Annotated in this window: 7 protein-coding genes; 5 read left to right on the top strand and 2 right to left on the bottom strand. The window is 65.9% G+C overall.

Annotated features, from left to right (window positions below; translation table 11 throughout):
• Positions 1–174: 174 nt before the first annotated feature.
• The 3 genes from MSIL_RS04290 to MSIL_RS04280 are packed head-to-tail and all read left to right on the top strand — an operon-like array spanning position 175 to position 3,301.
• Positions 175–1,377, top strand: a complete 1,203-nt coding sequence (locus MSIL_RS04290) for an aspartate aminotransferase family protein (protein ID WP_012589872.1) — start codon at positions 175–177, stop codon at positions 1,375–1,377.
• Positions 1,374–2,327 (top strand): ornithine carbamoyltransferase, encoded by a 954-nt coding sequence (gene argF / locus MSIL_RS04285; RefSeq protein WP_012589871.1) that lies wholly within the window; start codon positions 1,374–1,376, stop codon positions 2,325–2,327. Before MSIL_RS04290 ends, argF begins: the two co-directional genes overlap by 4 nt.
• On the top strand, positions 2,324–3,301 hold the full coding sequence (locus MSIL_RS04280; protein WP_012589870.1) for an Hsp33 family molecular chaperone: 978 nt from the start codon (positions 2,324–2,326) through the stop codon (positions 3,299–3,301). Before argF ends, MSIL_RS04280 begins: the two co-directional genes overlap by 4 nt.
• A gap of 3 nt (positions 3,302–3,304) precedes the next feature.
• On the opposite strand, the gene MSIL_RS04275 is transcribed toward MSIL_RS04280, so the two are convergent.
• Positions 3,305–8,020, bottom strand: coding sequence for a DUF3320 domain-containing protein (locus tag MSIL_RS04275; protein WP_012589869.1), 4,716 nt, complete (start codon positions 8,018–8,020; stop codon positions 3,305–3,307).
• A 215-nt stretch (positions 8,021–8,235) separates the two neighbouring features.
• Between MSIL_RS04275 and MSIL_RS04270 the strand changes: the two genes are divergently transcribed.
• Positions 8,236–9,069: a universal stress protein gene (locus tag MSIL_RS04270; RefSeq protein ID WP_012589868.1), complete on the top strand. Its 834-nt coding sequence runs from the start codon at positions 8,236–8,238 to the stop codon at positions 9,067–9,069.
• A 37-nt stretch (positions 9,070–9,106) separates the two neighbouring features.
• Here the strand turns inward: MSIL_RS04270 and MSIL_RS04265 are convergent, their stop codons facing one another.
• Positions 9,107–10,732 (bottom strand): FMN-binding glutamate synthase family protein, encoded by a 1,626-nt coding sequence (locus tag MSIL_RS04265; RefSeq protein WP_012589867.1) that lies wholly within the window; start codon positions 10,730–10,732, stop codon positions 9,107–9,109.
• A 393-nt stretch (positions 10,733–11,125) separates the two neighbouring features.
• On the opposite strand from MSIL_RS04265, the gene exbB reads away from it, so the two are divergent.
• Positions 11,126–12,097, top strand: a complete 972-nt coding sequence (gene exbB, locus MSIL_RS04260) for a tonB-system energizer ExbB (RefSeq protein WP_244406213.1) — start codon at positions 11,126–11,128, stop codon at positions 12,095–12,097.
• Position 12,098: the final 1 nt, after the last annotated feature.

Below are 12,098 nucleotides of genomic sequence, written 5' to 3'. Positions count from 1 at the left end.
CGAGGCCGCTTGCGCAAGGCTGACGCGCCGCCGAGCTCAAACCCGAACACCTCCTAATTGACCCGGCCGGAGGGAATGCCTACATTGCGCTCTACGACTTTTGCCGCCCAATGGGCGGCTTTTGATTTTTGCAGCTTCCCAATCGGACCTGAACGTCGAACCCGGAGCGAACCTGTGCCCTCGTCGCTGCTTCCGACCTATGCGCGCGCCCATCTTGCCTTCGATCATGGCGAAGGCGCCTGGCTGACGGCGACGGATGGCGAGCGCTATCTCGATTTTGGCGGCGGCATCGCCGTGGCTTCGCTCGGCTACAGCCATCCTCACCTCGTCGAGGCGTTGATCGCCCAGGGCCGCAAGCTTTGGCATACGTCGAACCTTTTTGAGATTCCGCAAGCCGAACGTCTCGCCGCTCGCCTGTGCGAAGCGAGCTTCGCCGATTTCGTCTTCTTTACCAATTCCGGCGCCGAGGCGGTGGAAGGGGCGATCAAGACCGCGCGCAAATATCAATCGGTGTCGGGCCATCCGGAAAAATTCCGCATCGTCACGTTCAAAGGCGCTTTCCACGGCCGCACGCTCGCCACCATCGCGGCCGGCGGCAATCCGAAATATCTCGACGGTTTCGGCCCAAAACTCGAAGGCTTCGATTCTGTCGAATTCGGCGACCTTGATGCGGTCAAGGCCGCGATCGGCCCGCAGACTGGAGCGGTCCTGGTCGAGCCCATCCAGGGCGAGGCGGGAATACGCGTCGCCTCCACGGAGTTCATGCGCGGCCTGCGCGCGCTTTGCGACGCTCATGGCCTGCTTCTCGTCTACGACGAAGTTCAGTGCGGCGTCGGCCGCACCGGCAAGCTCTTCGCCTATGAGCTCTACGGCGTAACGCCCGACATCATGGCGATCGCCAAAGGCATTGGCGGCGGATTTCCGCTCGGCGCGTTCCTGGCGACGCGCGAGGCCGGCAAGGGAATGACGGTCGGAACGCATGGGACGACCTATGGCGGCAATCCGCTCGCGACCAGCATCGGCAACGCGGTCCTCGATGTTGTTCTGGCGCCGGGGTTTCTGGACCATGTCGCAACGGTCGGCGCGAGGCTGAAACAGGGCCTTCTGACGCTGATCGAGGCCTATCCGCGAAGCGTCGCCAATGTTCGCGGGGAGGGCCTGATGCTCGGGCTTGAGCTGCGCGCGCCCGTCGCAGATTTTGTCGCCGCCGCGCGGGCCGAGAAAATTCTCGTCATCCCGGCCGGCGACAATGTCGCCCGCCTGCTGCCGCCCCTGATCATCAGCGAGGCGGAAGCGGCCGAAGGCGTGAAGCGGCTCGGCGCCGCCTGCGCGCGTCTTGAGAAGGCGACGTCTGTCCTCAATGAGGCCGCGGGATGAGCGAGCCCGACTTCGGCCGCAAGTCCGGCGCGCGGCACTTTGCCGACCTCTCGGACATCGCGGCCGGCGACCTTCGCCGCATTATCGATTCGTCCCTCGCGATGAAGGCGAAACGCCGCAAGGGGCGCCGCTCAGTGGATCGTCCGCTCGAAGGCAAGGTTCTGGCGATGATCTTCGACAAGCCTTCGACCCGTACGCGCGTTTCCTTCGACCTCGCCATGCGCGAACTCGGCGGCGAGACGGTCATGTTGACCGGCAAAGAGATGCAACTCGGCCGCGGCGAAACCATCGCCGATACGGCGCGCGTCCTGTCGCGTTTCGTCGACGCGATCATGATCCGCATCCTTGAACATCGCGACATGATCGAACTTGCGCGCCACGCCGACGTGCCGGTGATCAACGGCCTCACCAAGAAATCGCATCCCTGCCAGGTGATGGCCGATGTGATGACCTTCGAGGAGCACCGCGGGCCGATCAAGGGGCGCAAGATCGCCTGGTCGGGCGACGCCAATAATGTGCTTGCGAGCTGGGTGCATGCAGCGCAGCGCTTTGATTTTTCGCTGTCCGTCGCGGCGCCAGCAGAGTTCGGCCTGCCGCCGCAACTGCTCGACTGGGCGCGCCGGTCGGGCGCCAAGCTCGAAGTGACGCGCGATCCATTCGAGGCTGTCCGCGGCGCCGACGCCGTCGTTTCGGACTGCTGGGTATCGATGGGCGACAAGGACGAGCAGCAGCGGCAAGGGCTGCTCTCTCCCTATCAGGTCAACGCCAAGCTCATGGCCGCAGCCGGGAGCGAGGCGATCTTCATGCATTGCCTGCCAGCCCATCGCGGCGAAGAGGTGACCGACGAGATTATCGACGGGCCGCAATCGGTTGTGTTCGACGAGGCCGAGAACCGGCTGCATGCGCAAAAGGGCATCCTCGCCTGGTGCCTTGAGGATTCTGAAGAATGAGCGGCTGGCGGCCTGACAACGCGCCGCAATCGCGGGTCGTTTCGGATCGCGGGCAGGACGACACCGTGCTGCCCTTCGCGGTCGAGCGGCTCGATGTGCGCGGCAGGATCGTGCGGCTTGGCCCCAGCGTCGACGAGATCTTGAAGCGGCACGCTTATCCTCCTGCCGTTGCGCGCATCCTTGGCGAGGCGCTGGCGCTGACCGTGATGCTTGGATCGTCGCTGAAAATCGCCGGCCGCTTTCAGTTGCAGACGCGCGGCGACGGACCGGTCGACATGGTGGTGGTCGATTTCGACGCCCCGGACCGGCTGCGCGCCTTTGCGCGGTTCGACGCCGCCCGGCTGAGTCAGGCGCCGTCCGGCGCCGATCTGCTTGGCGCCGGCCATCTCGCCTTCACGATCGACCAGGGCGCCGAGGCGGCGCGCTATCAGGGCGTCGTCGCGCTGACCGGCCAGGGACTGGAGGAAGCCGCGCATCAATATTTCCGCCAGTCCGAGCAGATCCCGACGCAGGTGCGTCTCGCCGTGGCGCAGCATGTGACGACCGAGGGGGTAAGCTGGCGCGCCGGCGGCCTTTTGGTGCAATTCTTGCCGAGCGCCTCCGAACGGCGCGGGCCGATCGACCTTCCTCCCGGCGACGCGCCGGCCAGCGCCGCCTACGAGCCCCCGCGCGAGGACGACGCCTGGACCGAGGCGAAGGCTCTGGTTGGGACCGTCGAGGACCACGAGCTGGTTGATCCGACGCTCTCCAGCGAGCGGCTGCTCTACCGCCTGTTCCACGAGCCGGGCGTCAAAGTGTTCGAGCCGCAGGGCGTGCGCGACGCCTGCCGCTGCTCGGACGAGAGCGTCAGAAACATGCTGCTCGGCTTTTCGCCGCAGGAGCGGGAGGAAATGGTCGGCGACGACGGTCGGATTGGCGTCACCTGCGAATTCTGCTCGACATTTCGGGCCTTCGATCCGTCAGATCTTGGCTGAATTTCAGTCCGCGGCGGAGACGGAGGTCTGCGCCCTGGCGCGGGCCGGCCGTTTCGGCAAGCCGAGCAGCGCCGCGACCGCCGCCGCAAGGTCTCCCTCGCCATTTTCTCGCGCGCGCGCTCCGGCCAGCTCGATCGCCGCCTTGATCTCGACCGGGGCGATCATCGCTAGCTTTTGCAGCCTCGCCGGCGCGCCGGCGCGGCAGCGCACCGGCGGCGCGCGCTTCTGATTTGCGGTGAGCCAGAATTCGCCGTCGCGGCGCAACTCCTCAGCTTTTGTCTTCAGAAGATCGAAGGCGGCGGCCAGATTTTGCGCCGCCCGTCCGCCGAGCCGGCCGCGGCCGAAGAAGGAGCAGACGCGGCGCATAATTTCGTCCTGGCGGATGGGCCCTTCCTGTTCGATCACCGAGCGGGCGATCGCGGCGAGACGGGAGGCGTCCAGGGCGTCGATGGAATCGCCGGCGAAAGCGTCTCCGCTCGCCATGACATAGGCCGGCGGAAATGCTCCGGCGCGTGGGGCGGAATGTTTTGCCGCGAACGCCGCCGCGGCGCGCTCTTTCGGCCTCGCCTTGCCGGCGCCCCGGCGTGGGGGCGCTTGTTTTGCGCCATGGCCGGCCGCTGCAGCAGCTGGCGCCGAACGCGCCTCGCCGCGCGCAGCTTCCAGCGCGGCTTTGAGTTTGCGCAATTGTTCGTCGCGGCGATAGAACCAGTCCGTGCTCCAGATGCGGTGAACGCGCCAGCCGAGCCCTTCCAACACCTCCTGGCGCAATCGGTCGCGCTCGCGCGCCCATAGCGCCGAATGATAGGTCGCGCCGTCGCATTCGACGCCGAGGATGAAGCGGCCCGGGCGGGCCGGATCGCGCACCGCGAGATCGATACGAAAGCCGGCCGAGCCGACCTGCGATTCGACGGTAAATCCCATCGATTCGATCGCCGCCGCGACATTGGCTTCGAACGGGGACTCGAAATCGCCGCCGGTGGCTTTCGCTTCCTCGAGAACGCCGGTTTCAGCGAATTGCAGGAAGCGTTTCAGCACGCGCGGTCCGGCTCCCGTTGCGCGTTCGAGGTTGATGTCGCCCGAGCCAAAAGAGACGAAGATCTCGCAGCGCGCCCGCGCCCGTGTGAACAGCACATTGAGGCGACGCTCGCCGCCCTCGCTGGAGATCGGGCCAAAAGCCATCCGGTCGAGCGGCTTGCCTGGCTCGCGCGGACCGTAGCCGACCGAGATCAGGATTACGTCGCGCTCGTCGCCCTGCACATTTTCGAGATTCTTGACAAAGGCGTCCTCGCGGCCGCGTTCGCGCAAGAAGGCGTCGAGCAGCGGATCGCTGCGCCGCCGCGCGTCGAGGCAGTCGCCGATGAGGTCGCGCTGCGCCGTCGAGAAAGTGATGACGCCCAGCGAGAGTTCGGGATTGGCTCTGGCGTGTTCGGCGCAGGCCGCCGCAATCGCCTCGGCCTCGGCAAGATTGGTTCTGAGGCCGCCGCGATCATAGGAGCCGGCGACGCGGCGCATGATGAGGCCCTTGTCGCCGCGTTCGCTGGTCGGCGCCGGCGGCATAACGAGCCTGCGGTAGAATTCCGCGTTCGAGACCTGGATCAGGGACGGGTGGCGCGAGCGATAATGCCAGCGCAGCATCTGGCTTTCGACGCCGCGCGCCTCGCACAGCGACAGGATGCTCTCGAGGTCGCTGACCGGAGCAAAGCTCGCGCCGCCGGGGCCGATGGCCTCGTCCTCGTCGGTCGAATCGACGTCGTCGGCCAGCATGCGGTCGAAGAACTGCGTCGGCGGCAGCTGCTTCTTATCGCCGACGATGACCATTTGGCGGCAGCGCGCGACGACGCCGAGCGCGTCGCCCGGCCGCACCTGACTTGCCTCGTCGATGACGAGAAGATCAAACTCAAGCGCGCCCGGCGGCAGATATTGCGCGACTGAAAGCGGGCTCATCAGGAACACCGGCTTGATTTTCTGCACCGTCTCGCCGGCCGTCTTCATTAGCTTGCGCAGGGGCATGTGATTGCGCTTGCGGCCGATTTCCCCCCTGACGACGCCCATCGCGCCGAGCGCGCCGCGGGGCAGGCCGGCCTGATGGCGGGCGCGCACGCTGATAGCGACGGCGTGGCGGCGGCGCTCCTCGAGTGCGCGAAAAATTGCGATCAAGGCGTTGTGCCGGTCGCCGTCGAAGGCTGCGAGCTCAGGGTCGGCGGCGATCGCGCGCCGCCATGTCGCTTCGGCGAATGCGGCTTCGATCATGGCGGGCGCGCGCGTCGGCGCGAGCGCGCCGCTGGCGAGCGCGTCGGCAAAGGAGGGCGGGCCGATCGCGCGCATCTGCCGATCGGCCTTGGCGAGGCGGGCCCATTCTTCGAAGCGGCCCGGATGAATCGCCCATAGGCTGGCGCGTTCGGCGAGCCGTTCGAGGTCGATCGCGCCAATCGTTTTGGTCCGAAACACGGCCGCGAGGTCGACGTCGAGCGCCTGCAGCGTCGCCGCGGCCAGAGGCTTTAGCCCGTTGAGGCTCGCCTCGAAATCATCGGCGAAGAGGCCGGAGACGCCTTTGCGCGCGAGTTCGATGACGCGGTCGAAATTGAGGTCGGCGTCGAACAGAGCGAGCTCTTTCAGCGTCAGCGCCGTCTGATGCAGCAGGGCAAAATCCGTTTCGCCGCCGCGCCACAGGCCGCCGAGGATATCGCGCAAGAAATAGGATTCGACGTCGAGCGCGCGTGAGAGCTCCTGACCGCGGATCAGTTCGTCGACGAGCGCGAGGCGGGCCGCCGGCCCTTTGGGCAGGGGCGCTGTCGCATGGCCGCGGATGAGGCGTTCGCTGTCGCGATAGGCTTTTGAATAGCGCGCGGGCCAGAAAGACGCGCCGCGGGCCAGGGCCGGACGCAGCCGAGCGAGCGGAGCCCGCCAAATGCCTCCATCGAATGCGCCGGCGTAATGAATGTGGCGCCTGCGCCAGTCCAGCCCCTTTTTCGCGGCCTCGATCACCCGGTCGCGGGTGGCGGGATCGCCGATCGCCCTCGCGATGGCCAGCCCTTCCGGCGGCAGCGAGGCGATGACGCGCAAGAGGCCGATGAGGCCGGTGACGCCGGCTAGCGTCGGGCTGTGCTGCAGGCCAAGAAAGCGCGCGACGCCGGAGGCGGTGCCGGCGAGCGCGCCAGCTTCTCGCGCGAGGCGCTTCATCTGCGGAGCGAAGCGCTGGAAGTCGGTCGGCTGAAGCGCGCTCCGACGCACGCCGAAATAGACATGGCGGTTCAGCGGCCCGGCGCCCGCCGTCAGCTTGGCCAGCAGTTCGACGCATTTTCTCTTGGCTTCGTAGTCCTCCTTCGTCCAGCGCGCCGCGATTTTGACCAGCGCGGCGTCGGGCGTGATCTGGCGGGCGTTGGCGGCGATCTGGACCCCGAGCGCCTGGCGCGCGGTCATTCCGGTGTCGCCGACCGGAACATGCAGCCGGCCCGCGACGTGATTGAGCGCGCCGCGGACAGCCGCGAGTTCGTCAGCTGTCTCCAGATCCGCGAAGTCGCGGCCGGCGGCCGATTGCAGGGTCTGGTCGAGCCGGTCCGCGACCAGCCTCTTATTGGCCGTGTGGCTGTGCAGTTCGAGGCAAAGATCGCCGAGGCCGGCGCTTTTCAGCCGATCGAAAACGACATTCAGCGCGGCCATTTTTTCGGAGACGAAAAGCACGGTCTTACCGTCATGCGCGGCGGCGGCGATGATGTTGGTGATGGTCTGCGACTTGCCGGTGCCGGGCGGTCCCTGCACGATCAGATTGCGTCCGGCGCGCACGCTTTCGATGACGCGGGTCTGCGAGGAATCGGCGTCGACGATCTGGACGAGGTCCTGCGGCGCGAGGATCTCGTCGAGCCTCGCGTCTTCGGGAAACAGCGGCGGCTCGCTGGCGAAACCGTCGCGCAGCAGTCCGCGCACAAGCGGGTGTCCGCTCAAGGAATTGTGCGGCCAGTTGGCGGGATCGAGGTCGCGCACGATGAGCAGCTTCGAGGAGGAGAAGAAGCCGAGTTCGACCGCGTCGACGTCGATCGACCAGCGCCGTTTCGAGGAGATTGCGGTCGCAACCGCGCTGAAATAGCCGCTCGGCAGCCAATTCTCGGCGTCGAGCACATCCGGCAGGCTGATCGCGAAATCGCCGCGCAGACGCTCCTGCAGCGCCTGGTTGGAGACGATATCGTCGTCGCGGAAGGCGAGATCGAAGGTCGATCTTTTGGCGTCGCGCACAAGGGTGATCGGCAGCAGGATCAACGGCGCCTCGCGCAGAGCGTCGGATCTTTCATCTTCATACCAGCGCAGAAAGCCAAGCGCGAGAAAAAGGATGTTGACGCCGCGCTCTTCCTCGGCGGTCTTGCCGTCGCGATAGATCGCGTGCAGGCGCTTTTGCAAGGCTTCCGGCGCAAGCAGGGTTTGCAGACCGTTGCGGCCGGGATGCCCGCCGCGGGCCGCCTCCCGATCGGGCCGCGACGCGGCCGGGAGAAAGCGCAACTGCTTGCCTTCGCGAACGAGGTTGACGAAGACGGGATCGGGCTTTGCGCCGATCAGCGGCAGGCAGCGCGCGCGCTTGGCGCCCCGCGGCGTATGGATGAGGCGGTTGCGGGCGCCGGTCTCGACGAGCTTCAGGCGGGCGTCGGCGAGCAGTCGCTCAATGTGCGTTTCGCTTGCGTCGAGCTTCTTTAAGCTTCGCGCCTCCGCAATCGACGTAACACCGCCCATCGACGTGCCCCTTGGCCGGGCGGATTCAAATCGCCTCACGCAAACCGTTACGGTCAAGCTTATGTTGAGTAAATATAATCATCAAACATTATATGTCATATGGTGAAGCTTTCGTTACTTTTGCGCCGGCGCTTTGTAAAAGCGGCGCAAAGGGATGATTTCGCGCGCCAAAAAGAGCATCATGGCGAGCGCGCTGGCTGCAGGGGCTTCTTCCGATGAAATCGATCCTGATCCCGGTCGAGGACCACGTCATGATGGACGCGGTGATGGCCGCGGCCCTGATGCTGGCGCGCCGATTTAATTCCTACATCGAAGGGGTCGCCGTCGGCCCTGACGTCGTCGAGTTTGTCGCAGCGGATTTCGCCCTGAGCGGCGTCGTTCTCGACCATCGCACGCGGCGCGATTTCGTCGATCACGGCCGCCGGACCTTCGAAGGCTTCATGGAGGGCCGCCACGTCGAGCGGCCGCGCGATGGCGAGGCACGGCCGTCCTATGGCTGGCTTGGCGACTCGTTGGTGTCAGACAGCGGCGTCGGCGAATATGGCCGCGCGTTCGATTTGATCGCCGTCGGGCGGCCGGGGACGGGTCCGCGCCTGCCGCGCAAATCGACGCTTGAGGCGGTCCTGTTCGAAAGCGGCCGGCCCGTGCTTATTGCGCCGCCCGAGCCGTCTTCGACGCTCGGCGAATGTATCGCCATCGCCTGGAACGGCACGACGGACACGGTGCGCAGCATCGCCTTCGCCATGCCGCTGCTCGAACGCGCCCATGACGTCGTCATCCTCACCGTGCCGGGACCGGCGCTGCCGGGGCCGAGCGATGAACAAATGGCGCGGAGCCTGCGCCGGCATGGCGCCCCGGCGCGGGTCGGGGTCATCGAGGCGAAGGATGAATCGCCCGGCGCCGCGCTTCTCGCCACCGCCGCCGCGCTTGGCGCGGATCTTTTGATCAAGGGCGGCTATACGCGCAGCCGGCTGCGGCAATTGATTTTCGGCAAAGTGACCAGCGAGATTTTGGCCGAGGCGAATTTGCCGGTCTTGATGGCGCATTAAGTCGCTGCGACGGCGTCGCCCCGCCGGGCAAGCTCCACTACGGCTTTGGTCGAAATGACTGCGCGTCGGCCATTGCCCAGGCGTCGGCGTAGCGCCGATCCTGTGAGCCGGCGAGAAGCGCGCCTCTCTCCAGAGCGGGATAGCTTTCCGCGAGGCTCAAAACCTCGTGCGACGAAATTCGGCGCGAAAAATGCGCCGGCGCGAACTCGCCGGGATGCCGCAGCCCGGCGGCGGCGACGAATTCGGCGAGCGCCTTTGTGGTCTGCTTGTGGTAGTTGAGCACCCGCTCTGCCTTGTTCGGCACGACAAGGGCGCGCTGCCGGGTTGGATCTTGCGTCGCGACGCCGGTTGGACAGCGGTCGGTGTGGCAGCTGTGCGATTGGAGGCAGCCGACCGCAAACATGAAGCCGCGCGCCGCATTGCACCAGTCGGCGCCGAGCGCCATGGCCCGCGCGATGTCGAAGGCGGTCACAATCTTGCCGCTCGCGCCCAGGCGGATGCGCTCGCGCGCATCAATGCCGACAAGCGCATTATGCACGAAGTTCAGCCCTTCGCGCATCGGCATGCCGAGATGGTCCATGAATTCCAGCGGCGCCGCCCCGGTGCCCCCTTCCTTGCCGTCCACCACGATGAAGTCCGGATAGACGCCGGTCTCCAGCATGGCCTTGCAGAGGGCGAGGAACTCCCACGGATGGCCAACGCAGAGCTTGAAACCAGTCGGTTTGCCGCCCGACAAGCGCCGCAGCTCGGCGATGAAAAGCATCATTTCGATCGGCGTTGAGAAGGCGGAATGGCGCGACGGCGACACGCAGTCGACCGCCTGCGCGACGCCGCGCGCGGCGGCGATCTCCGCGCTCACCTTGACCGCGGGCAGCACGCCGCCATGGCCGGGCTTTGCGCCTTGGCTAAGCTTCAATTCGATCATCTTGATCTGTGGATTGGCCGCGGTTTCGGCGAAACGCTCCGGGGAGAATTTCCCGTCAAGGGTGCGAGCGCCGAAATAACCCGAACCGATCTCCAGGATGATGTCGCCGCCAAAGGCGGCATGATGCATGGTGAAGCCGCCCTCGCCAGTGTCATGCGCGAAGCAGCCCATCGCCGCGCCCTTGTTCAGGGCTCGGATCGCGTTCGCGCTCAGCGAGCCAAAGCTCATCGCCGAGATGTTGAAGATCGAGGCCGAATAAGGCTTTGCGCAGTCCGGGCCGCCGACCGCGACGCGGAAGTCGGCGTCCGCCACCGCGTTCGGCGCCATGGAGTGGTGAACCCATTCATAGCCTTCGGCGTAAACGTCGTATTGGGTCCCAAACGGCCGTTTTTCAGGGGCTTTCTTGGCGCGCTGATAGACGATTGCCCGCCTGTCGCGGCTGAAGGGCGCGCCGTCTTTCTCGCTTTCGAAAAAGTATTGACGCATCTCCGGGCGAATCGCCTCGAAGATGAAGCGCAGATGCGCGGCGATCGGGTAGTTGCGCAAGATGGCGTGGCGCTGTTGTGCAAGATCGTGAACGCCAAGCGCTGAAAGCCCGGCGAAAGCGGCAAGACAGAACCACCAGACAATTTCCGAACCGCCCGTTCCCGCGATAATGATGACGAGAACCAGCGTCGCGATTGCGGCGAGCGTCAGCGTGATGAAGCGCGGCGTGAAAGGCAGAAACAGACGGTCCATGGCCTTCCCCCTGGGGGCGCGGCTCTTTTGGCCACGTTCGCGCCGGAAGGTGGCACGTCCGCATGTCGTTGTCATTGCGGGTTCGAGCGCATTTGGAATTCACAGGATCGCGAATGTGCCTTAAGCCGTTGTTTTAACGAATTTCTTGACGCAAAAGGCGGCGGCTCTTGCCGTAAATTCGGCTCGCGCCAGAGGGTAATCCCGTCAAAATCCTCACCGAAGCGATTGAATTTCTGGTTGCGCCGCGCGTCATTCTTTATACTCGACGCAACACGCGGCTAGAGCGGGAACTATTCTAGTGTTGACAGGAACTTTTCTATGACGCGGTTGGAAATAGACATGTCGCGGTCGGCAAATCGCGGTCGCGATTTTTTGCGCGCACGATTTGCCGGCTTGGCGCTCGCGCTCGCTTTTGCCTCGGCGCCCCTGTGCGCGCAGCCGGCGGCGACGCAATCTTCCAGCCCGGCCGCCTCAGAAACGCCGATCGCGGCTCCGGACGCGACGCCGGCGCAGCTCGGCCAAACATCCGCTGCGGCGCAGGCCAGCCCGCAAGCGCCGGCGGTTATAGAAGCGCCTGCGGCCACCAATGCGCCTGCGCCCGAACCCGCAAAAGCCGAACCGCAGCCAAGCGCCTCCCTTGCAGCGGCGACCCCGGCCGATCTCTCTCCCTGGGGCATGTTCCTGCATGCCGACCGTATCGTGAAAGGCGTGATGATCGGCCTCGCCTTTGCGTCCCTCGTCACCTGGACGATCTGGCTTGTGAAAAGCCTCGATCTGTGGCGGGCCCGCGCCTCGGCGCGCAGGGACCTTGAAGCGGTCACCGAGGCCGAAGATCTCAGAGCGGCGCAAACGACGTTCAAGGATCAGCGCTCGCCGGTCGCCCGCTTCGTCGAGGCTGCGCGGAGCGAGGAAGACCGTTCGCGGGGGTTGCCGGCGGAGGGGGTCAAGGAGCGCATCGCGGCGCTTCTGGTCCGCCTCGAGTCGCATGCCGGCCGAAAGATGGCGCGCGGAACCTCGGTGGTCGCGACCATCGGCGCGACGGCCCCATTCGTCGGCCTGTTCGGCACGGTGTGGGGCATCATGGACAGCTTCATCGGCATATCAAAGTCCCATACCACCAATCTCGCGGTCGTCGCCCCCGGCATCGCGGAGGCGCTGCTGGCGACGGCGATGGGCCTCATCGCCGCCATTCCGGCCGTCATGATCTACAATGTCTTCGCGCGCGGCATCACCGGCTACAAGGCGCAGCTCGGCGACGCGGCGGCGGAGGTTCTGCGCCATGTCTCGCGCGATCTCGACCGCGCCGCTCTGTCCGGCGACGAGCCGGACCGGCATGTCATCGCCATGCGCCGCCCGGCGGAGTAAA

Origin of the sequence: Methylocella silvestris BL2 (genome assembly GCF_000021745.1) — a bacterium.
GTDB lineage: Bacteria > Pseudomonadota > Alphaproteobacteria > Rhizobiales > Beijerinckiaceae > Methylocapsa > Methylocapsa silvestris.
The sequence above is the reverse complement of the archived record's forward strand: the minus strand, read 5'-3'. Positions and strand labels throughout refer to the sequence as shown.

What these genes read in the sequence shown, in the direction of transcription:
- MSIL_RS04265 (WP_012589867.1), bottom strand. Translation starts at nt 10,732, where the DNA reads ATGGACCGTCTGTTTCTGCCTTTCACGCCGCGCTTCATCACGCTGACG.
- MSIL_RS04270 (WP_012589868.1), top strand. Translation starts at nt 8,236, where the DNA reads ATGAAATCGATCCTGATCCCGGTCGAGGACCACGTCATGATGGACGCG.
- argF (WP_012589871.1), top strand. Translation starts at nt 1,374, where the DNA reads ATGAGCGAGCCCGACTTCGGCCGCAAGTCCGGCGCGCGGCACTTTGCC.
- MSIL_RS04280 (WP_012589870.1), top strand. Translation starts at nt 2,324, where the DNA reads ATGAGCGGCTGGCGGCCTGACAACGCGCCGCAATCGCGGGTCGTTTCG.
- MSIL_RS04275 (WP_012589869.1), bottom strand. Translation starts at nt 8,020, where the DNA reads ATGGGCGGTGTTACGTCGATTGCGGAGGCGCGAAGCTTAAAGAAGCTC.